This is a genomic window from Herbaspirillum sp. NPDC101397 (assembly GCF_044767325.1).
Taxonomy (GTDB): Bacteria; Pseudomonadota; Gammaproteobacteria; order Burkholderiales; family Burkholderiaceae_D; genus Herbaspirillum.
Map to the genome: position 1 here is coordinate 32,509 of NZ_JBIWNS010000004.1, position 21,652 is coordinate 54,160.

15 protein-coding genes and 1 tRNA gene are annotated in these 21,652 nt (G+C 59.6%); 8 read left to right on the plus strand and 8 right to left on the minus strand.

Features of this window, described 5'->3' with window-relative positions; translation table 11 throughout:
• The first annotated feature begins 220 nt into the window (after positions 1–220).
• The 6 genes from ACIROW_RS10650 (at position 221) to ACIROW_RS10675 (ending at position 5,543) form a co-directional block, all read left to right on the plus strand.
• Positions 221–1,987 (plus strand): tetratricopeptide repeat protein, encoded by a 1,767-nt coding sequence (locus ACIROW_RS10650; protein ID WP_402275050.1) that lies wholly within the window; start codon positions 221–223, stop codon positions 1,985–1,987.
• A 34-nt stretch (positions 1,988–2,021) separates the two neighbouring features.
• Complete coding sequence (locus ACIROW_RS10655) at positions 2,022–2,657, plus strand: outer membrane lipoprotein LolB (RefSeq protein ID WP_402275052.1); 636 nt, start codon at positions 2,022–2,024, stop codon at positions 2,655–2,657.
• Between the two features lie 53 nt (positions 2,658–2,710).
• Positions 2,711–3,580 (plus strand): 4-(cytidine 5'-diphospho)-2-C-methyl-D-erythritol kinase, encoded by an 870-nt coding sequence (gene ispE / locus ACIROW_RS10660; RefSeq protein WP_402275054.1) that lies wholly within the window; start codon positions 2,711–2,713, stop codon positions 3,578–3,580.
• 82 nt (positions 3,581–3,662) lie between these two features.
• A tRNA-Gln gene (locus tag ACIROW_RS10665) sits at positions 3,663–3,739 on the plus strand.
• 133 nt (positions 3,740–3,872) lie between these two features.
• Positions 3,873–4,823 (plus strand): ribose-phosphate pyrophosphokinase, encoded by a 951-nt coding sequence (locus ACIROW_RS10670; RefSeq protein WP_016832843.1) that lies wholly within the window; start codon positions 3,873–3,875, stop codon positions 4,821–4,823.
• A 111-nt stretch (positions 4,824–4,934) separates the two neighbouring features.
• Positions 4,935–5,543, plus strand: a complete 609-nt coding sequence (locus tag ACIROW_RS10675) for a 50S ribosomal protein L25/general stress protein Ctc (RefSeq protein WP_402275057.1) — start codon at positions 4,935–4,937, stop codon at positions 5,541–5,543.
• 114 nt (positions 5,544–5,657) lie between these two features.
• On the opposite strand, the gene ACIROW_RS10680 is transcribed toward ACIROW_RS10675, so the two are convergent.
• The 6 genes from ACIROW_RS10680 to ACIROW_RS10705 all read right to left on the minus strand — a co-directional run bounded on the left by ACIROW_RS10680 (position 5,658) and on the right by ACIROW_RS10705 (position 16,255).
• Positions 5,658–7,448, minus strand: coding sequence for a M61 family metallopeptidase (locus ACIROW_RS10680; RefSeq protein ID WP_402275059.1), 1,791 nt, complete (start codon positions 7,446–7,448; stop codon positions 5,658–5,660).
• A 209-nt stretch (positions 7,449–7,657) separates the two neighbouring features.
• Positions 7,658–9,121: a glutamate synthase subunit beta gene (locus ACIROW_RS10685; RefSeq protein ID WP_402275061.1), complete on the minus strand. Its 1,464-nt coding sequence runs from the start codon at positions 9,119–9,121 to the stop codon at positions 7,658–7,660.
• Between the two features lie 113 nt (positions 9,122–9,234).
• A complete protein-coding gene (locus tag ACIROW_RS10690; RefSeq protein ID WP_402275063.1) occupies positions 9,235–13,911 on the minus strand; it encodes a glutamate synthase-related protein in 4,677 nt (1,558 codons plus the stop codon).
• Positions 13,912–14,093: 182 nt separating this feature from the next.
• On the minus strand, positions 14,094–14,831 hold the full coding sequence (locus tag ACIROW_RS10695; protein WP_402275065.1) for a transposase: 738 nt from the start codon (positions 14,829–14,831) through the stop codon (positions 14,094–14,096).
• A 99-nt stretch (positions 14,832–14,930) separates the two neighbouring features.
• Entirely contained in the window at positions 14,931–15,896 is a 966-nt protein-coding gene (locus ACIROW_RS10700) for a TerC family protein (RefSeq protein ID WP_402275066.1), read from the minus strand.
• Between the two features lie 35 nt (positions 15,897–15,931).
• Positions 15,932–16,255: a zf-TFIIB domain-containing protein gene (locus ACIROW_RS10705; protein ID WP_402275068.1), complete on the minus strand. Its 324-nt coding sequence runs from the start codon at positions 16,253–16,255 to the stop codon at positions 15,932–15,934.
• A 114-nt stretch (positions 16,256–16,369) separates the two neighbouring features.
• Between ACIROW_RS10705 and nhaR the strand changes: the two genes are divergently transcribed.
• A complete protein-coding gene (gene nhaR, locus ACIROW_RS10710; RefSeq protein WP_402275071.1) occupies positions 16,370–17,281 on the plus strand; it encodes a transcriptional activator NhaR in 912 nt (303 codons plus the stop codon).
• A gap of 173 nt (positions 17,282–17,454) precedes the next feature.
• Here nhaR and ACIROW_RS10715 read toward each other — a convergent pair whose 3' ends face one another.
• Positions 17,455–18,318 (minus strand): LysR substrate-binding domain-containing protein, encoded by an 864-nt coding sequence (locus ACIROW_RS10715; RefSeq protein ID WP_402275074.1) that lies wholly within the window; start codon positions 18,316–18,318, stop codon positions 17,455–17,457.
• Between the two features lie 221 nt (positions 18,319–18,539).
• On the opposite strand from ACIROW_RS10715, the gene ACIROW_RS10720 reads away from it, so the two are divergent.
• Positions 18,540–19,754: a YbfB/YjiJ family MFS transporter gene (locus tag ACIROW_RS10720; protein ID WP_402275076.1), complete on the plus strand. Its 1,215-nt coding sequence runs from the start codon at positions 18,540–18,542 to the stop codon at positions 19,752–19,754.
• Between the two features lie 87 nt (positions 19,755–19,841).
• On the opposite strand, the gene ACIROW_RS10725 is transcribed toward ACIROW_RS10720, so the two are convergent.
• Positions 19,842–21,341 carry an AMP nucleosidase gene (locus ACIROW_RS10725; RefSeq protein ID WP_402275078.1) on the minus strand — a complete coding sequence of 500 codons (1,500 nt, stop codon included), beginning with the start codon at positions 21,339–21,341 and terminating at the stop codon, positions 19,842–19,844.
• Positions 21,342–21,652 lie beyond the last annotated feature (311 nt).

Here is a 21,652-nt window from a genome sequence, read left to right on the forward strand (position 1 = left end):
GTCGTAAATAAGGACGCGGGTGGGTAAACGCAAGACGGCCATGGACAGCTATGATAAGGCACATGCAGGCAGATGGTTTACACTCGCTTACACCAAGAAACATGCGGTTGGGCGTAAAATTAATATTTGCCTGCCCGCTCGCTCGTTCTTGCCGGATTATTTCCAGATCACCCCAGGATTACACTTGAAAAAACCTCTCGCCATTGTAACGCTCTCTCTCATGCTTTCGGCATGCGCAAGCCTGCAGCAACCCAGCGAGACCGATGCGGCTCCCGCTGCGAGCGGCAAGAAACAAACCCTGGTCAAAGCCTCGTCGGCGCGCAAGGGACAAGCGAAGGCCAAGGCCCAGCAGCCGGAAGACGTGGTGCCGCCGGCCGAGCTGAGCGAAGAAATCCTGTTCAAGATCCTCAGTTCCGAAATCGCCTTCCAGCGCGGCCAATGGCAAGCTGCTTACGTGACCCTGCTGGGCACGGCGCAGCAAACCCGCGATCCGCGCCTGGCCAAACGCGCCGCCGAAATCGCCCTGGCGGCGCGGCGCCCCAACGAAGCGCTGGCCGCCGTGCGCCTCTGGACTGAACTGGCGCCGCATTCGGATGAAGCGCTGCAAAATTACCTGGGCCTGATCATGTTGGGCGACAACATCGGCGAAATCCAGCCGCTCTTGACCCAACGCCTGGCCGAAGCCGCCCCGCAGGCGCGCGGCCCGATGATCCTGCAAATCCAGCGTTTGCTCAGCCGTGCGCGCGACAAGACCGCTGCATTCAACATCCTGCAAGCGGTGACTACACCGTATCCGAACCTGGTTGAAACTCATCTCGCCCTGTCTCAAGGCGCATTCGCCAACCGCGATGCAGTGCGCGCGCGCGACGAAGCCAATCAGGCGCTCAAGCTCAAGCCGGATTCCGAGCTGGCGATCCTGACGCTGGCGCAAGTCACCCAGGATCCGGCGGAAGCCATGAAGCTGGTGGCTGATTTCCTGAAAAAATATCCCGACGCGCGCGAAGTCCGCATCGCCTATGCGCGCGGCCTGGTTGAACAGAAGCAGTTCGAACAGGCACGCAGCCAGTTCCAGGTTTTGCTGAAAGACGATCAGGAAGATCTGACCACCTTGTTCGCGCTGGGCATCCTCAATGTGCAGACCAATCATCTGCCTGAGGCTGAGACTTACCTCAAACGCTATCTCCAGGTGCTGGCCACCCAGCCCGAAGATGAGCGCGACCCGACCCAGGCGCTGCTGCTGCTGTCGCAGATCGCCGAAGAACGCAACGACATCCCGGCCGCGCTCAAATGGCTGGAGCAGGTCGAACCTGGCGAAGCCTATATCAATGTGCAGATCCGTCGCGCCCAGTTGCTGGTCAAGCGCGGCGACATCAACGGCGCCCGCGCCGTATTGCAGCAGGCGCAAGCCGAAGCCGGCAACGACCGTGAACAAATGCAGCTGATCCAGGGCGAAGCCCAGGTCCTGCGTGACGGCGAGCGCTACCAGGATGCCGCCGACGTACTGTCGGCAGGACTCAAGCGCTTCCCCGAAAGCACCGACCTGCTGTACGACTACGCCATGGTCACCGACAAGACCGGTAACTACCAGGACATGGAAACTGCGCTACGCAAAATCATCGAGCTGACCCCCAACAACCAGCACGCCTATAACGCGCTCGGCTATTCGTTCGCCGATCGCAATATCCGCCTGCCGGAAGCAGTCACGCTGATCAAGAAGGCGGTACAACTGGCGCCGGAAGACGCCTTCATCGCCGACAGCCTGGGCTGGGCGGAATTCCGCCTGGGCAACCTCGACGAAGCCGAAAAGGAATTGCGCCGCGCCTACGCCCTGCGTCCCGATCCGGAAATCGGCATCCACCTCGGAGAAATCTTGTGGGCGCGCGGCAAGCAGGACGAAGCCAAGCGCCTGTGGCGCGAAGCCCAGTCGAAAGATCCGAAGAACGACGTCCTGAAGAGCACGCTGGATCGCCTCAAGGTGCAGTTGTAATGCTGATCTTGATGCAAGAATGCGATTACAGCTCATGATGCGATTATTCAAACATGCGGCCGCAAGCGGCCTGGTGCTGCTGGCCGCCGGTTGCGCCAGCCTCTCTCCGCAAGACGGCAAAGACAACGGTCCCGCACTGGAGCGCCGCTACAGCGACGCCATCGATCTCGGCGGCCGGCTATCGGTGCGCTATGAACAGGAGGGGCGCGAGCAGGCCGTACACGGCAGTTTCACCTGGAACCAGAGCGCGCGCCATGTCGTCGTGACCTTGTTGTCGCCGCTGGGACAAACTCTGGCGACGATCGACATCAAGCCCGGCATTGCCGTATTGACACAATCGGGCAAGCCGCCGATGACCGCCGCCGATGTCGACATTCTCACCGAACAGGCGCTGGGCTGGCCCTTGCCGATTTCAGGCCTGCGCGACTGGCTGCAAGGCTTCGGACGCGGCGCCGACGGCAAACTGTTCGTAGCCCAGCCAACCGCCGACACCGTGCGCCAGACGACGCGCGACGGTTGGAGCCTGAGCTACGGCGAATGGCAGGAAGGCGCGGCCAACACCGTCTCCAACCATCCCAAACGCATCGACCTGGCGCGTGAGACAAAACAAGCCGGTCCGGTTGCCATCCGCATCGTGATCGACAGTTGGAAAAACACCAGCACTCAATAATCACGAAGCCGCCGGCGTTTTGACGTCCTCCCTTCGCTTTCCAGAATCATTCCATGCCCGCAAGCCTTTTCGACTGCCCCGCCCCGGCCAAACTGAACCTGTTCCTGCACGTGACCGGCCGCCGCGCGGATGGCTATCATCTGCTGCAAACAGTGTTCCAGCTGGTCGATCGCAGCGACGCGCTGGATTTCACTGTGCGCGACGACGGCGTCATCCATCGCACCAACGACATCCCGGGCGTACCTGCCGATACCGACCTGGTGGTGCGCGCCGCACGCCTGTTGCAGGCGGCGAGCGGCAACCCCGGGCTGGGTGCCGATATCGCCGTGCGCAAGCAATTGCCCATGGGCGGCGGTCTCGGCGGCGGTTCATCGGACGCCGCGACGACGCTGATCGCGCTCAATCACCTGTGGCAAACCGGCCTGACGCGCGCGCAATTAATGGCGCTGGGCCTGCAGCTGGGCGCCGACGTGCCGTTTTTCGTGTTCGGCGGCAATGCTTTCGCCGAAGGCGTCGGCGAAGACCTTTTGCCTGTGAAAACTGTAGATTGCTGGTTCGTGGTGATCGAACCGGGCGTGTCGATTCCCACCGCGATAATTTTTTCGTCGCAGGAATTGACAAGGGATACGAAAGTGGTCAAAATAACGGACTTTCCTGAAGCGCATAATCTTCTTTACAGCGACTTCGGAAAAAACGACTTAGAAGTGGTGGCTGCCAAGCAGTTTTCTCCTGTCGCTGAAGCCATCAAGTGGCTCAAGACATTTGGAAATGCAAGGATGACCGGATCCGGCGCTTGTGTGTTCTGTGCTTTTGAACATGAACATCAGGCCGACGAAGTGCTGAAGCAGATGCCTTCACAATGGATCGGATGGAAAGCCAAAGCGATGCAGGAACATCCTCTCGCCCATTTGACGAAGTCGTAGCCAAGAATTGGTTTGACGGCGAATGACAGACGATGCAGGCAGAAGCGCAGCGGATCGTTCGGCGACAGACAGCAGATTGCGTAGGGGAATCGCCAAGTTGGTTAAGGCACTGGATTTTGATTCCAGCATTCCAAGGTTCGAATCCTTGTTCCCCTGCCATTAAATTTGGGCAATAGTGAAGCGCCCATCAAGAAATAGAAAAGCCAAAGAGATAAGCCGCCAACGCAAGACTGTACAAGTCGAGCATTGTCGGCTTTTCGACTTTTAAACGATTGCATTCAGGGATACCCACATGGCAAACGAAAACCTGATGGTTTTTACCGGCAGCGCCAATCCAGAACTGGCGCAAGGCGTCGTTGAAAAACTCGGTATCCCTCTGGGCAAGGCCAATGTGTCGAAGTTCTCCGACGGTGAAGTGATGGTCGAGATCAACGAAAACGTCCGCGGCAAAGACGTCTTCGTGCTGCAGTCCACCTGCGCACCGACCAACGACAACCTGATGGAAATCATGATCATGGTCGACGCGCTCAAGCGCGCATCGGCCGGTCGCATCACCGCCGCGATTCCTTACTACGGCTATGCGCGCCAGGACCGCCGTCCACGCTCCGCCCGTGTTGCGATTTCGGCAAAAGTCGTCGCCAACATGCTGCAGGAAGCCGGCGTTGAACGCGTCCTGATCATGGACCTGCACGCCGACCAGATTCAAGGCTTCTTCGACATTCCGGTCGACAACATCTATGCATCGCCGATTTTGCTGGGCGACCTGGTGAGCAAGAACTACGACGACCTGCTGGTCGTGTCGCCTGACGTCGGCGGCGTGGTGCGCGCCCGTGCCCTGGCCAAGCGCCTCGGCTGCGACCTGGCGATCATCGACAAGCGCCGCCCGAAGGCGAACGTGTCGGAAGTCATGAACATCATCGGCGAAGTCGAAGGCCGCAACTGCGTGATCATGGATGACATGGTCGACACCGCCGGCACGCTGACCAAGGCCGCCGAAGTGTTGAAAGAGCGCGGCGCCAAGAAAGTCGTCGCCTACTGTACGCACCCTGTGCTGTCCGGCCCGGCGCTGGATCGCATCGCCAATTCGCCGCTGGACGAGCTGGTCGTCACCGACACGATTCCGCTGTCGGACGCCGCCAAGGCCTGCGGCAAGATTCGCCAACTGACTTGCGCCAGCCTGCTGGCCGAGACGTTCAAGCGCATCAGCAAGGGCGACTCGGTGATGTCGCTGTTTGCAGAATAAGTTTTCAGTTTCAGTTTTAATCCCGTCATGAAAATGACGGGATCCTTGAATCCCCTGGTCGCGGGGGATTTTTAACGCGAGACGACAGTCCCGCAACCTTTGGAGTTTCACATGAAAGTTATCGCATTTCCACGCAAAGAGCAGGGGACCGGAGCGAGCCGCCGCCTGCGTATTGCTGGTCAAACACCAGCCATCGTCTACGGTGGCACAGCTGCACCGCTGAACATCGCTCTGGACCACAACGCGCTGTACCACGCGTTGAAGAAAGAAGCCTTCCACTCGTCGATCCTCGACCTGGAAATCGAAGGCAAGGTTGAACAAGTTCTGCTGCGCGACTTCCAAGTCCACGCATACAAGCAACTGGTTCTGCACGTTGACTTCCAACGCGTCGATGCATCGCAAAAGATCCACGTCAAGGTGCCTCTGCACTTCGTGAACGCTGAAGTCTCGCCAGCCGTCAAGCTGTCGTCGGGCATCATCAGCCACGTCATGACCGAACTGGACATCTCCTGCCTGCCTAAGGATCTGCCGGAATTCGTTTCCGTCGATCTGGCGAAGCTGGAAGTCGGCCACTCGATCCACTTGGCTGACCTGAAGCTGCCAAACGGCGTGACTGCTGTTTCGCAAGAAAACCTGACAGTTGCTACCGCTTCGGTACCGGCAGGCAAGGTCGAAGCTGAAGGCGAAACGCCTGCAGCAGGCGACGCTGAAGCGAAGTAATCTTCGATTCAGTCAAGCTCAGCAGCAATAAAAAACCCGCTTCGGCGGGTTTTTTATTGCCTGCATTTCCAGCATAGGCCCGGCGTCGGCAACAAGCCGACGCCATCACCAGGACTACCGTCCCAACCACGCCTTGCGCTTGCGTACCAAAGCAACCGGCTTGTCTTGCGCCGTCAGCGTTACTTGCGGCGCGCCGTCATTCTTCAGCTTGACCTTGAAACACATCAGCTCGTCACGCCGGAATACGTGCAAGTCGACTACGTCATTCTCGTTGTAACGCGCCAGCAAGCCGTCCATGCCTGCCGCTGGAATACGTACGCCATCCAGCGCCACCAGGCGATCGCCCGCCGACAACCCGGCGCGCTGCCCTGCTCCGCCTTCATACACACTGGCAAGCTTGGCGTCGCCGCCATCGCGCGTCACACGGACGTTCATGCCCGGTCTGACGTCGTTGCGCACGTCAGCATAGGTGATGCCGAACGGCGCCACCAGCTGCTCCAGCGGCACATCTTCGGTACCGCGGATATAACGATCAAAGAAACGCTTCAGCTTCACGCCGCTGACTTCTTCGAACAAGGCCTCCGCATCTTCCTCACCGACGCCCTTGCCGCCCTTGCGACTATAGAAATCACGGCCGAAGCGCTGCCACAGCGCCAGCATCACATCGTCCAGCGATTTGCGGCCGTTGGTTTCGGCGCGGATCGTCAGGTCGAGACCCAGCGCCACCAGCGACCCCTTGGTGTAATAGCTGACGATCGCGTTCGGCGCGTTTTCATCCTGGCGATAGTATTTGACCCAGGCGTCAAAGCTTGACTCGGCCACGCTCTGCTTGCGACGGCCGCTGCCGCGCAAGACGCCATTGGTGGTCTTCGACAGCATCTTCAGATAATCCGGCGTATCGATCAGGCCGGTGCGCACCAGGAACAGATCGTCGTAATAACTGGTAAAACCCTCGAACAGCCACAGCAGCGAGGTGTAACCCTCTTCCCGCAAATCATACGGCGCGAATATCGCCGGCTTGATGCGCTTGACGTTCCAGGTGTGGAAATATTCGTGGCTGCACAAGCCGAGATAGGTGCGATAGCCATCGGTCGATTCCGCCCTGCCCTTGACCGGCAGATCGCTGCGCGCGCAGATCAGCGCGGTCGATGCGCGATGCTCCAGACCACCGTAGCCATCGCCGACAACCATGGTCATGAAAACGTAGCGCGACATCGGCGCGCGCTTGCTTTTCGGTTCAAAGAAGGCAATCTGCGCTTCACAAATCTTCTTGAGATCGGCGGACAAGCGCGCCAGATCCAGGTTCGGCACATTGCCGGTGATGACGATGTCGTGCGGCACGCCATGTGCCGTGAACGTGGCCAGCGCGAAGTCGCCAAGCTCGACCGGATGATCGATCAGCTCGTCGTAATCGCCGGCGACATAGGTGCCGAAGCCATAACGCCTGGCCTTGAGTTCGGGCAGGGACGTCGCCACGCGCCAGCGCTTGTAGGCGTCGCCGTCCGGACGGCGGATGTCGACAATATGTTGCGACTGCTCCTGCCCTTCCACGCGCAGGAACACGCTGGTGCCGTTGAAGAACGCATGGGTCTGGTCCAGATGCGCGGTGCGCACCGACAAGTCCCAGGCGTAGACCTGATAGTTCAGCGTCAGTGGACCAGTGCACGGTGCGGCGCGCCAGGTATGTTTGTCGAGTTTCCGCAGCGCGACTTTCTTGCCGCCGGCTTCGCCGCGGATCTGGACGATGTTGCGCGCGAATTCGCGAATCATGTAGCTGCCAGGAATCCACGCCGGCAAGGAAAATACCTGGCCGTCGGCAGCCGGCGCATCGACTGTCAGGGTGACGTCGAACACGTGGGCGGCGCAGTCGTTGGAGGTGATGCTGTAGCGAATCGGGGTGGTCATGTTGTTCTTCGGTTATCGTCGGCAGGAGCGACGACAGGCCCTGTCTGAAAAGTGAAATTCAATTGTACTTGAGCAAGGCTGATCCGGGCTGACACCCGGCTGATTTCCGTCCCCCGCACTCATCCTGCGGCTGAGCTTCAAAGTAAAAAAGCCGGAGAGACTTTCGTCAATCCGGCTTTTTTACTGCGTTCGCTTTTTACAGTGTCGTATCAGCGCGGCAGCACCGAAGAACCCATCAGGAACTCATCGACGGCGCGTGCGCATTGACGGCCTTCACGGATCGCCCAGACCACCAGCGACTGGCCGCGGCGCATGTCGCCTGCGGCAAACACCTTGTCGACCGAAGTCTTGTAGCAGCCTTCGCCGTCAGTTGTCGCCTTGACGTTGCCGCGTTGGTCCTTGTCGACACCGAACGATTCCAGTACTTGCTGCACCGGCGAGACGAAGCCCATGGCCAGCAGCACCAGGTCAGCCTTCATTTCGAATTCGGAGTTCGGCACTTCCTGCATTTTGCCGTCCTTCCATTCGACGCGCGCGGCGATCAGCTTTTCAACTTTGCCGTTCTTGCCTTCCAGACGCTTGGTCGCCACTGCCCAATCGCGGTCGCAACCTTCTTCATGCGACGACGACGTGCGCAGCTTGGTTGGCCAGTACGGCCAGACCATCGGCTTGTTTTCCGTTTCCGGCGGTTGCGGCATCAGTTCGAACTGGGCCACCGAAGCAGCGCCGTGACGGTTCGAGGTACCGACGCAGTCGGAACCGGTATCGCCGCCGCCGATCACGACCACGTGCTTGTCGGTCGCCATGATCTGGCCCTTGAGCTTGTCGCCGGCGTTGACCTTGTTTTGCAGCGGCAGGAATTCCATGGCGAAATGCACGCCCTTCAATTCACGGCCCGGCACCGGCAAGTCGCGTGGCAGTTCTGCACCGCCGGCGATGACGACGGCGTCAAAGTCTTTCTTCAGGTCGTCAGGCGAAACCGTTTCCTTGGACCAGTTGGTGATGTTGGCCGGAAAATCCTTGCCCACCAAGGTGCTGGTGCGGAAGACGACGCCTTCGGCTTGCATCTGTTCGACGCGCAGGTCGATGTGCGACTTTTCCATCTTGAAGTCGGGGATGCCGTAACGCAGCAGGCCGCCGACGCGATCGTTCTTTTCGAACACGGTGACGTCATGGCCGGCGCGCGCCAGCTGTTGTGCGGCGGCCATGCCGGCGGGACCGGAGCCGACCACGGCGACTTTCTTGCCGGTCTTGACGGCGGCCGGTTGCGGCGTGACCCAGCCGTTTTCCCAGCCCTTGTCGATGATGAAATGCTCGATCGACTTGATGCCGACAGCGTCGCTGTTGATGCCGAGCGTGCAGGCGGATTCGCACGGCGCCGGGCAGATGCGGCCGGTGAACTCAGGGAAGTTGTTGGTCGAGTGCAGCGTGTCCAGCGCTTCCTTGTAGTCGCCGCGATAGACCAGGTCGTTCCAGTCGGGAATGATATTGTTGACCGGGCAGCCGTTGTTGCAGAACGGGATGCCGCAATCCATGCAGCGTGCGCCTTGCACTTTAGCTTCCGCGTCGCCCAGGTGCAGGACGAATTCCTTGTAGTGCTTCATGCGCGACTGCGGCGCTTCGCTCGCCTCTTTCAGGCGCTCATATTCCATAAAGCCGGTTACTTTACCCATTTTCCACTCACATTCTTCGCTAAGGATAGGCGGCGGGCGATTCTGTCGTTGTCGTTATCAGAATCGCCGGCCTTGCGTTATTTCAGATCTGGCCGAGGACCGAGGATTGCGGCTTACGCCGGCACCTTGTCCTTCGGGGCCGCTTTGGCTGCATTGAGTTCGCCCAGCGCACGTTTGTACTCGGTCGGGAAGACCTTGACGAACTTGCCGCGCGACGCCGCCCAGTTGTCCAGCAGGTAGCGCGCGCGCGTGCTGCCGGTGTACTTGAAGTGACGTTCGATCAGGCCACGCAGGATGACTTCATCGGTCTGGCCGTTGCCGCCGCGTTGCAGGCTGTGCCAGATGGCGCGATCGGTCGAGGCTTCCTGTTCGGTGTCGGACAGGACCTTGTCCAATGCGACCATGGCCAGGTTGCATTTGCCTGCGAAGTCGCCGGCTTCGTCGTAGACGTAAGCAATGCCGCCGGACATACCCGCTGCGAAGTTGCGGCCGGTTGCGCCCAGCACGACGACGGTGCCGCCGGTCATGTATTCGCAACCATGGTCGCCGGTGCCCTCCACCACGGCGATGGCGCCGGAATTACGCACCGCGAAACGCTCGCCGACCACGCCGTTGATGAATGCCTCGCCGGAGGTTGCGCCGTACAGTACGGTGTTGCCGGAGATCATGTTGTCGACCGCACGGCCGCGGAACTCGGTGTTGGGACGCACGATGATGCGGCCGCCCGACAAGCCCTTGCCGACGTAGTCGTTGCCTTCGCCGACCAGGTCCAGAGTCACACCGTGCGCCAGGAACGCGCCAGCCGATTGGCCTGCGGTGCCTTGCAGCTGGATGTGGATGGTGTCGTCCGGCAGGCCTTCGTTGCCGTAGCGCTTGGCCACTTCACCTGACAACATGGCGCCGACAGTGCGGTTCAGGTTGCGGATCGGCGAGATGAAGGAAACCTTCTCGCCCTTTTCCAGCGCGATCTTGGCTTGTGCGATCAGCTTGTGATCGAGTGCCTTGTCCAGACCGTGGTCCTGGTTTTCGGTATGGAAGTACGGTGTCGCGCTGACCGGTTGATAGAAGATCTTGCTGAAGTCCAGACCTTGCGCCTTCCAGTGTTGGATGGCCTTGGTGCGGTCCAGCAGATCGGAACGGCCGATCAGTTCGTTGAAGGTACGGATGCCCAGTTGCGCCATGATCTGACGCGCTTCTTCGGCGATGAAGAAGAAGAAGTTGACCACGTGTTCAGGCTTGCCGGAGAACTTGGCGCGCAAGACAGGATCCTGCGTCGCGACGCCGACCGGGCACGTGTTCAGATGGCATTTGCGCATCATGATGCAGCCTTCGACCACCAGCGGTGCGGTAGCAAAACCGAATTCGTCCGCGCCCAGCAGCGCGCCGATGACGACGTCGCGACCGGTCTTCATCTGACCGTCGGCCTGTACGCGGATGCGATTGCGCAAACCGTTCAGCACCAGGGTCTGCTGGGTTTCGGCCAAGCCGAGTTCCCATGGCGAACCGGCATGCTTGATCGAGGACAGCGGCGATGCGCCGGTGCCGCCGTCATGGCCGGCGATCACGACGTGATCCGACTTGGCCTTGGCAACACCTGCGGCAACCGTGCCGACACCGACTTCCGACACCAGCTTGACCGAGATCGAGGCGCGCGGATTGACGTTCTTCAGATCGTGGATCAGTTGCGCCAGATCTTCGATCGAATAGATGTCATGGTGCGGCGGCGGCGAAATCAGGCCAACGCCCGGCACCGACACGCGCAATGTCGCGATGTAATCGGTAACCTTGTGGCCCGGCAGCTGACCGCCTTCGCCCGGCTTCGCGCCCTGCGCCATCTTGATCTGGATCTGATCGGCGGAGATCAGATATTCAGCCGACACGCCGAAACGACCGGATGCCACCTGCTTGATGCGCGAACGGAGCGAGTCGCCGGCTTGCAGCGGGATGTCGACTTCGATGACGTCCTTGCCGATTTCCGAGGCCAATGTCGCGCCTTGCTTGATCGGGATGCCCTTCAGTTCGTTGCGATAGCGATTGACGTCTTCGCCGCCTTCGCCGGTGTTGGACTTGCCGCCGATGCGGTTCATCGCAATCGCCAGCGTGGCGTGTGCTTCGGTCGAGATCGAACCCAGCGACATCGCGCCGGTGGCGAAACGCTTGACGATTTCCTTGGCTGGCTCGACTTCATCGATCGAGATCGCCTTCGACGGATCGATCTTGAATTCGAACAGGCCGCGCAAGGTCATGTGGCGCTTGGATTGATCGTTGATGATCTGCGCGTATTCCTTGTACGAATTAAAGTTGTTCGCGCGGGTCGAGTGCTGCAGCTTGGCGATCGCATCCGGCGTCCACATGTGTTCTTCACCGCGAATACGGAAGGCGTATTCACCGCCGGCGTCCAGCGCGTTGGCCAGCACCGGATCGGTGCTGAAGGCAGCGCGATGCAGACGCAGCGCTTCTTCGGCGACTTCGAACACGCCGATGCCTTCGACGTTCGATGCAGTGCCCTTGAAGTACTTGTCCACCAGCGCCTTGTTCAGGCCGATGGCTTCGAAAATCTGCGCGCCGCAGTAGGACATGTAGGTCGAAATACCCATCTTCGACATGACCTTCAGCAAGCCCTTGCCGATCGCCTTCTGGAAGTTGTAGATCGCCTTGTCGCCCGACAGCTCGCCTGGCAAACCCTTGGCCATTTCGGTCAGGGTGTCCATTGCCAGGTAGGGGTGGATCGCTTCCGCGCCATAGCCTGCCAGCAGTGCAAAGTGATGCGTTTCACGTGCGGAACCGGTGTCTACCACCAGGCCGGTCGAGGTACGCATGCCTTTGCTGACCAGATGCAAGTGAATCGCGGAAGTAGCCAGCAGCGCAGGAATTGCGACTTGCTCGGAGTCCACCTTGCGGTCCGAAATGATCAGGATGTTGTGGCCCGACTTGACGGCGTCAACGGCCTTGGCGCACAGCGAGGCCAGGCGTGCTTCGATGCCTTCCTTGCCCCATGCGACCGGATAGCAGATGTTCAGTTCGTGCGACTTGAACTTGCCACCGGTGTGCGCGCTGATGTTGCGCAGCTTGGCGATGTCGGCATAGTCCAGAATCGGCTGCGACACTTCCAGGCGCATCGGCGGGTTGATGTTGTTGGTGTCGAGCAGGTTCGGACGCGGGCCGATGAAGGACACCAGCGACATGACCATGGCTTCGCGGATCGGATCAATCGGCGGGTTGGTCACTTGCGCAAACAGCTGCTTGAAGTAGTTGTAGAGCGTCTTGTTCTTGTTGGACATGACGGCCAGCGGCGAGTCGTTGCCCATCGAACCGATCGCTTCTTCACCGGCCGAGGCCATCGGTGCCATCAGGAACTTGACGTCTTCCTGGGTGTAGCCGAACACTTGCTGGCGATCCAGCAGCGGAATGGTCGAACCGGATTCAAACGGCTCGGCCTTTAGTTCGTCGAGCTTGACGCGCACCGACGAAATCCATTGCTTGTATGGTTTGGCGTTGGCGTAAGTGTCTTTCAATTCCTTGTCGTCGATGATGCGGCCGGCGTCGAGGTCGATCAGGAACATCTTGCCCGGTTGCAGACGCCATTTCTGGATGATCTTCGATTCAGGAATCGGCAGCACGCCGGATTCCGACGCCATCACCACCAGGTCGTCGTCGGTCACGATGTAACGCGCCGGACGCAAACCGTTGCGGTCCAGCGTGCCGCCGATATGACGGCCGTCGGTGAACGCCAGGGCGGCCGGGCCATCCCATGGTTCCATCATCGCAGCGTGGTATTCATAGAAGGCGCGACGATTGTCGTCCATCAGGGTGTGGTTTTCCCAGGCTTCCGGCACCATCATCATCATGGCTTGCGCCAGCGGATAGCCTGCCATCAGCAACAGTTCCAGGGCGTTATCGAAGCACGCGGTGTCGGACTGGCCTTCATAAATCAGCGGGAACAATTTCTTCAGGTCGTCGCCCAGCACGGCCGACTGCATCACGCCTTCGCGTGCGCGCATCCAGTTGAAGTTGCCCTTGACGGTGTTGATCTCGCCGTTGTGGGCGATCAGGCGGTACGGGTGAGCCAGCGGCCACTCAGGGAAAGTGTTGGTCGAGAAGCGTTGGTGCACCAGCGCCAGCGCGGACACGCAGCGCGGATCTTGCAGGTCCTTGTAATACACGCCGACCTGGTTGGCCAGCAGCAGGCCCTTGTAGACCACGGTGCGCGCCGACATCGACGGCACAAAGAATTCCTTGCCGTGGATCAGGTTCAATGCCTGGATGGCGTGACCGGACGACTTGCGGATCACGTACAGTTTGCGTTCCAGCGCGTCGGTGACCATGATGTCCGGACCGCGGCCGATGAAGATCTGACGGATGACCGGTTCTTTTTCACGCACGGTCGGCGACATCGGCATGTCCATGTCGACCGGCACATCGCGCCAGCCCAGCACGACCTGGCCTTCAGCCAGCACCGAACGCTCGATTTCCTGTTCACAGGCGATGCGGGAAGCGTTTTCCTTTGGCAGGAACACCATACCGACGCCGTATTCGCCAGGCGGCGGCAGTTCAACGCCCTGCTTGGACATTTCTTCGCGATAGTACTGATCGGGAATCTGGATCAGGATACCAGCGCCGTCGCCCATCAGCGGATCTGCACCGACCGCACCCCGGTGGTCCAGATTCTTCAGGATGAGCAAGCCTTGCTCAACGATGGAATGGTTTTTCTTGCCCTTGATATGGGCGATAAAACCGACACCACAGGCGTCGTGTTCATTAGCTGGGTCGTATAGGCCTTGCGCGTGCATAACGGTGCTCCACCACTTTGAGAGTAAGGGTTTAAGGATAGTGCACTGCACCCAAATCTTCAATAAGAACAAAAGGGGTCAGAGTAAAATTAAAAACCTTGGAATTTTTAATAATTTTTAATTAGGGACAGAGTAAAGAAATATCACGTCTACCTTCTCTAATTCCTTGTATTTATTGAGATTTACTCCACCAGCCTTCCCGCTGGATCGCTTTCAGAAGGGGCAATTTCCTCAATTTTCTTCATCGGGCGGCCGCGCTTTGCCGGACTGACCCGGCGGCTGACCTGCTTTTCCAGCCCGCTTTTGTACTCTTCCGCCCCCAGGGCCCAACCCTTCAGTGTGGCCTGACTGATGGCGTCGACCTCGGCCTGCTCCAGCGACTGTTCCGCCTGCAGCTTGTAGGCGATTTCGCGGTCAAACGGCGTATTACCCAGCGCCCAATACACACGATGATCGGTAATCAACGGGTCCGGCTTTGCGCCAATGTGATGCATATAGCTCGACCAAGGGTAATCCAGTGCGCTGCCGACCAGGCCGTTGCGCACCGGATTGAGCTCGATGTAGCGACTGCACAGTAGCAGGTAGCGCTCCGCATCCAGCACCGTCGCCTTGTAGCGTCCCTGCCATAGAGTGCCGCTGCGCTGATATTTCTGGTTGATGTAGGGCACGTAATACCGCCCTACCCACTGCATCATTCGTGCCAGCCCGTCGGTATCGGCCGGCGTGGCGAGCAAATGCACGTGGTCAGGCATCAGGACGTAAGCATGGATGGCGACCTTGAAGCGTTTGGACCCTTCCTTGAGCCAGTCGAGGAAAGCGGCATGGTCGGCAGCATCGCGAAATACGACCTGGCCGTCGTGGCCGCGCTGGATGATGTGATGAGGCTGATGCGGAACAACCAGGCGGGGCAGACGAGCCATAGGAAAAGGAATGAAAAATCAAAAGAAAAGGGCCGGAGCGATTCACGATTGTAAATCACTCCGACCCTATTTATTCAGCCTTTACGGATCCAACGGGTATCAGGCCGGCACTTTCTTTTTGGACAACAACAGACTGATCAGCACCGATGCCAGCAGGATAGCAGCAACCACCAGCAGTGAAATCATCACCGGAATGTGGAACCAGTACGCCAGCAGCATCTTGCCGCCCACGAACACCAGCACCAGCGCCAGACCGTACTTGAGGTAGTGGAAACGGTCCGCCACGTCAGCCAGCAGGAAGTACAGCGCCCGCAAACCCATGATCGCAAACATGTTCGACGTGAACACGATGAACGGATCGGTGGTGATCGCGAAAATCGCCGGGATGCTGTCGACCGCGAAAACCAGGTCCGTCACTTCGATCAGGATCAGCACCAGCATCAGCGGCGTGAAATAGCGCACGCCGTTGCGCATGGTGAAGAACTTCTCGCCGTCGTACTCGTTGCTGATGCGCATGTGCTTGCGCAGGAATTTCAACAGCGGGTTGTCGTTGAGGTCGCTCTCCTTGTCCGCGAAGATCAGCATCTTGATGCCCGTCACGATCAGGAACGCGCCGAACAGGTACATGATCCAGCTGAACTGCGCGATCAGCCATGCGCCCAGCAAAATCATCACGGCACGCATGATGATGGCACCCACCACGCCGTACAACAACACGCGCCGCTGCATTTCCGCCGGCACCGCAAAGTAGCCGAAGATCACCAGGAACACGAAGATGTTATCCACCGACAGCGACTTCTCGATCAGGTAGCCGGACAGGAATTCCAGGCTCTTCTGGTTCGCGAATTCACGCCCGATGCTGTGATCCAGGTACCACCAGAGCAGGCCGCTGAACAATAACGCCAGCATCACCCACGCCACCGACCAGCCCAGCGCTTCCTTGACGGTCACCTTGTGCGCATGGCGGCCGCCCAGCACCAGCATGTCGAATGCCAGCATGCCGAGCACGAATACGATAAAGCCGCCCCACATCAGCGGACTTGCAAAACTTTCTACACCGTTCACGGTATTGCCCCTTTGGTTATATGTTCGCTACTACATCAGTCGAAATCGAAGATCTCGCCCAGAAAACCTTTCTTCTTGCGCGAGCGGTAATCCGAATGATCCTTGTACTCGCGGCCGTGGCCGAAGCGGTCGTCGTAACCGCGCTGTTGCGATGCTGGCTGCTGCGGCGCATATTGCTGCTGCGGCGGTGCCGGAGCGCGCACGGCCGCTTGCGGCGCCACGGCCTGCGCGCGTTCGATCAACTTGTCGAGCTCGCCGCGATCGAGCCAGACGCCGCGGCATTGCTGGCAGTAATCGATCTCCACGCCCTGACGATCGCTCATGCTCAGATTGACGGTAGTGCAAACGGGACATTTCATGTTGGCCTCCATGGCTGTGCAATAGACAGGTGCCACTTTAGCCAAATCCAATACTCTTGAAAATTCGAATATACTTTTCATTCTCTTCGTAAAAACCGATGTATTGAAAAGACCATGGCCGCGCTCAATTACAAACATCTGCACTACTTCTGGACCGTCGCCAAGACCGGCGGCATCGCCCGCGCCGGCGAGCGCCTCCATCTCACCGCGCAGACCATCAGCGGGCAGATCACGCTGTTCGAGGAGACGCTCGGCTATAAACTGTTCAACCGCGTCGGCCGCAAGCTGGAACTCAACGACGCCGGCCGTACCGTGTTTGCGTATGCCGACCAGATTTTCACCCTCGGAGAAGAACTCGAGGAAGTGATGCGCTTTCGCCCCGGCGGCAGACCGTTGCAGTTCCGTGTCGGGGTCGCCGATGCCGTGCCCAAGACCATCGCCTACCTGTTGCTGGAAACTGCATTGAAGCTGGAAGATCCGGTGCGCATCGTCTGCCGCGAAGGCAAGCTCAATAACCTGCTCGGCGACCTCGCCATCCATCGGCTCGACATCGTCATCGCGGACAGCCCGATGCCGGGCAACATTGACGTGCGTGGCTATAGCCACTTGCTGGGCGAATGCAGCACCAGCTTTTTCGCCACGCCTGCGCTGGCCAAAGTGCACAAGAAGAATTTCCCGCAGAGTCTGGATGGCGCTCCCTTCCTGATGCCAGGTGAAGACGCTGCAGTGCGGCCCAGATTGCTGCGCTGGTTCGAGAAGGAAAAGATACGTCCGCAGATTGCCGGCGAGTTCGATGACGGCGCTTTGCTCAACGCGTTCGGCGAAGCCGGCACCGGCATCTTTGCCGCACCCTCGGCGGTCGCCGCGCAACTGAAGCAGCAACTCGGCGTGGTGCAGATCGGCCAGACCGAACAGATCACGGAACAGTTCTACGCGATTTCGGTGGAGCGGCGCCTGACGCATCCCGCCGTGTTGGCGATCCAGTCCGCCGCCCGCGAGAGCCTGATCATCCCACAAGAAAAATAACGACGCACAAAGAAAAAACCCCACGCGCCTTGCGGCTCGCGGGGTAAATCCCATTCTCGGGGGAGAGAATGGAGGGGGAAACCAGACTATAAAAAAAGCATTGCCTGAGCGCAGCGTTTTTTACAAATTGTTACGCTGACCCGACCTGGGGTTCAGCGACGCACAGCGAAGCGTCAGGACTCAGTCAGCAACAAGATTCGCAAGGCATCGTAAACCGTTGTCTGTTGATCATGTCGACAAATCAGATACGTGGTGATGCGCCCATCCTTGCCTAAAGAATAGGTCGAAAAATTCTGTTGTCCATGCATATTTAATATCGTTCGCGGAACAAACGCGATCCCGGCGCCGGCCGCGACACATGCCAGCATCGCGTGATACGACCCCAGTTCAAGCAAACGCGCAGGCCGACGCCCCTTGATCGACCCGGACGCGTACCAGTGTTCGGCGCGCTTGCGATAGGCGCAACCTTGCTCGAACACAATCAACGTCTCGACGGTGAGGTCATCAGGGCTCTTCACCCGTGCATGCCCGCGCGGCACCACGATCACCAGCTCTTCCTGATACAGCGGCGTTGCCACAAAGACATCGTCATCAATCGGCCCGGCCACCAAGGCGGCGTCCAACTTGAAAGCGCGCACCTGGTCGATCAGCATCTGCGAGGCGGCCGTGGTCAGTTCCAGCTGCACCTCGGGCCAGCGCTGGTGAAATGCCGCCAGCGGACCCGGCAAACGACTCGCCGCAGTGCTTTCCATCGCCCCCACACGCAACCGGCCGCGCGGCCCTTGCGGCAACACCGCCTGGCGCGCCTCCTGCACCAGGCCGAGGATGCGCTCGGAATAATCGAGCAAGATCTCACCGGCCGGCGTCAGCAAGAGCCGCTTGCGATCGCGGATGAACAGCGGGACGCCGACCGACTCCTCCAGCTGGCGGATGCGCGTGGTGACGTTCGATTGCACGCGATGCAGGCGCTCGGCGGCGCGCGTGATGCCTCCTTCGCTGACCACGGCGCGAAAAATTTCAAGTGCGGCAATTTCCATGCTGTTCTCCCGTGGATGGCGCGTACGCCGCCAGCCTTGTTGCAATAATTTTCATCAAACATCCCTAAAACAGATGAATCCATTCTTATTATTCATTTTTTAGGATGATAAAGACAAGCTACCATGACGCCATCAGCAATATTCGCGCAATAACAGACATGCCGCGGCAGGCAGCATCTCAAGCTTACAACCCTCGCCGACCGGCATCACCACGGGAAGACATGACTACTCAGCATATCCAGGACACGCAAGCCAACCGCAAGACCGCCTTGCGCATCGCCCTTTCCGGCCTGATCGCGCTGTCGGTCGCGATGGGCATCGGCCGCTTTGCCTTCACGCCGCTGCTGCCGATGATGCTGCACGACCAGACCATCGACCTCAATAGCGGCGGCTGGCTGGCGACGTCGAATTACCTCGGCTACTTTATCGGCGCCCTGCTGTGCGCGTTCTGGCGCGGCCTGCCGCCCACGCGCACGATCCGCGCCGGACTGCTCGCGACGGTACTGCTGACGGCGGGGATGGGTGCCTTCCATTCTCCAGGCCTGTGGCTGCTGCTGCGCCTGTTGTCGGGCATGGCCAGCGCATTGGTGTTCGTCTACAGCTCCGGCTGGTGCCTGCAGCGACTGGCGCAATTGCAATTTCCGGCTTTGGGAGGAATCATCTATTCCGGTCCCGGCCTGGGCATCATGCTGACCGGCCTGTCGAGCAGCGCCATGGTGGCCGGCGGCTGGCATGCAGCGGCGGGATGGCTGGCATTCGGCGTGATGGCGGCGTTGTTGACGCTGCTGGTGTGGAAAACCTTCCGTGGAGAAGTTGACCTGCGCGCCGGTGCCGCAGCCGCTCAGGAGTACACCGAGCCGGCCGTCGTAACGCGCGAAGTCCGCTGGCAGGTGCTGGCTTACGGCCTGGCCGGCTTCGGCTACATCATCACCGCGACCTTCTTGCCGGTGATTGCGCGCCAGGCATTGCCCGGCTCGTTCTGGCCCGATTTCTTCTGGCCGCTGTTCGGACTGTGCGTAGCGCTCGGTGCGCTGGGCGCAACACGCATCCCGGTGCATGCTGACCAGCGCCTGCTGCTGGCAATCAGTTATGTCATGCAAGCGATCGGCGTCATCATCAGCGCGATCCTGCCCAACGAATTCGGCTTCGCGCTGGGCAGCATCCTGCTGGGACTGCCGTTCACCGCCATCACGCTGTTCGCCATGCGCGAAGCGCGCCGCCTGCGCAGCCACCACGCGCCCGGATTGATGGGCCTGATGACCGCCTCTTACGGCATCGGACAAATCGTCGGGCCGCCGCTGGCGACCAAACTGGTCCACGTCAGCGGTTCCTTCACGCCGTCGCTATCGATCGCGGCTGCCACGCTGCTGGCCGGCGCCGGACTGTATGGCTGGCTTGCCGCACGCGGTCGCCCCGGCAAGTACGCAGCGGCATAAAGAACTAAAGAACGACATATGCAAAAAAGAAAAAAGCGCCGGTGCGATCTCTCGCACCGGCGCTTTCTTTGCGTGTGAATCAGCGAATCAACGGAACGCCGGCTCGCCGAAACTGCGCAGCTTGCGGCTGTGCAGCTGCTCGACGCCATGGTTGCGCAGCAATTCCAGTGCGCGGATGCCGATCTTCAGATGCTGCGCCACGCGCTGCTCGTAGAAACGATTCGCCATGCCGGGCAACTTGATCTCGCCGTGCAGCGGCTTGTCCGACACGCACAGCAAGGTGCCGTAAGGCACGCGGAAGCGGAAACCGTTGGCCGCCACCGTCGCGCTTTCCATGTCGAGAGCAATCGCGCGGCTCTGGCTGAAGCGCAGCAAAGGCGTGCGATGGTCGCGCAACTCCCAGTTGCGGTCGTCGACCGAGGCCACTGTGCCGGTGCGCATGATGCGTTTGAGCTCGTAACCTTCCAGTTGCGTGATGCTCGCCACAGCATCCTGCAGGGCCAGTTGCACTTCCGCCAATGCCGGGATCGGCACCCACAGCGGCAGGTCGTCATCGAGCACGTGGTCGTCGCGCACGTAGGCATGCGCCAGCACATAGTCGCCCATGCGTTGCGACGACGACAGGCCAGCGCAATGGCCGAGCATGATCCAGCCGTGCGGACGCAGCACGGCGATGTGGTCCGTGATGGTCTTGGCGTTGGAAGGTCCGACGCCGATGTTGACCAGCGTGATGCCGGAGCCGTCGGAGCGCTGCAGATGGTAGGCCGGCATTTGCGGCTGGCGTACCGGCGCGGTGCCGGAACCGGCCACGCCCTTCATGCCCTCGACGTTGGCGTTGGGCGTGGTGACGTTGCCGGGCTCGACGAAGGCGGTGTATTGCTGGCGATAGGTGCGCAGTTCCGGATCGTCCGTGGCCTGCATCAGTTCGCGGCCCATGCGCACGAACTCATCGACATAAAACGCGTAATTGGTGAACAGCACGTAACGCTGGAAATGCTGAGGCGCGGTGGCAGTGTAATGGCGCAGGCGATGCAGCGAATAGTCGATGCGCGGCCCGGTGAACAGCGCCAGCGGATGCACGCCGTCGCGCCAGCCGCCGTTGTCGACTTCGTAGGTGCCGTTGACGATGCGGTCATCCATTTCGGCCAGGTCCGGCAAATCGAACACATCCGGCAACAGGCGCAGGTGATCCGGATCGAGATCGCCTTCGACGTGGATGCCTTCGGCGAAGGCGAAGTGCACCGGGATCGGCAAGTCGCTGACGCCGACCTCGAGTGGCTCCTGATGATTCTGCAGCAGCAGCGTGAACTGGCTCAGCAGATAATTCTTGAACAGCGTCGGACGCGTCAGCGTGGTTTGATAGGTGCCGGGGCCCGCGACGAAGCCGAACGACTGGCGCGTATCGGTATGGGTCACCTTGTCCGTGGTGATGCGCACGAACGGATAGCACGCTCGCACCCGGTCCTGCAGCACTTCGCCTTTGGCAAACAGCTTGAAGGCGTCACGCAGGATGGCGGTGTTGCTCTCATAGATTTCGATCACACGATCGACCGCCGCTTGCGGATCGGTAAATTTTTCGGTCAACAACTTGGCTCCAATCAATTCCGGTTCACGGATTCACGAGTTCGCAGGTTCGCGATTCGTCGCCGCGGTTCGGTATGAATTCAACAAGGATTCATCACGGCAACGTTCAATTTCATTGTACCTATATAAACAAAAAGGCCAACTGAATTCCGGAAACTGACCGCGCCTCACAACGCCCTTGCTTTCATTTTCCCGCTGAGGGCGATTGTTGAATAAAATCAGACATTTCAGGTGTCGATTTTTGCAATTAGCAAAAATCAGATGAACGAAAAATTCAAAGTATTCACCCAAGGCGCTGGATGACTTTTCGCATT

Excerpts from the sequence above, each read along its gene's own strand:
- ACIROW_RS10650 (WP_402275050.1), top strand. The coding sequence starts at position 221 with ATGCTTTCGGCATGCGCAAGCCTGCAGCAACCCAGCGAGACCGATGCG.
- ACIROW_RS10655 (WP_402275052.1), top strand. The coding sequence starts at position 2,022 with ATGATGCGATTATTCAAACATGCGGCCGCAAGCGGCCTGGTGCTGCTG.
- ispE (WP_402275054.1), top strand. The coding sequence starts at position 2,711 with ATGCCCGCAAGCCTTTTCGACTGCCCCGCCCCGGCCAAACTGAACCTG.
- ACIROW_RS10670 (WP_016832843.1), top strand. The coding sequence starts at position 3,873 with ATGGCAAACGAAAACCTGATGGTTTTTACCGGCAGCGCCAATCCAGAA.
- ACIROW_RS10675 (WP_402275057.1), top strand. The coding sequence starts at position 4,935 with ATGAAAGTTATCGCATTTCCACGCAAAGAGCAGGGGACCGGAGCGAGC.
- ACIROW_RS10680 (WP_402275059.1), bottom strand. The coding sequence starts at position 7,448 with ATGACCACCCCGATTCGCTACAGCATCACCTCCAACGACTGCGCCGCC.
- ACIROW_RS10685 (WP_402275061.1), bottom strand. The coding sequence starts at position 9,121 with ATGGGTAAAGTAACCGGCTTTATGGAATATGAGCGCCTGAAAGAGGCG.
- ACIROW_RS10690 (WP_402275063.1), bottom strand. The coding sequence starts at position 13,911 with ATGCACGCGCAAGGCCTATACGACCCAGCTAATGAACACGACGCCTGT.
- ACIROW_RS10695 (WP_402275065.1), bottom strand. The coding sequence starts at position 14,831 with ATGGCTCGTCTGCCCCGCCTGGTTGTTCCGCATCAGCCTCATCACATC.
- ACIROW_RS10705 (WP_402275068.1), bottom strand. The coding sequence starts at position 16,255 with ATGAAATGTCCCGTTTGCACTACCGTCAATCTGAGCATGAGCGATCGT.
- nhaR (WP_402275071.1), top strand. The coding sequence starts at position 16,370 with ATGGCCGCGCTCAATTACAAACATCTGCACTACTTCTGGACCGTCGCC.
- ACIROW_RS10715 (WP_402275074.1), bottom strand. The coding sequence starts at position 18,318 with ATGGAAATTGCCGCACTTGAAATTTTTCGCGCCGTGGTCAGCGAAGGA.
- ACIROW_RS10720 (WP_402275076.1), top strand. The coding sequence starts at position 18,540 with ATGACTACTCAGCATATCCAGGACACGCAAGCCAACCGCAAGACCGCC.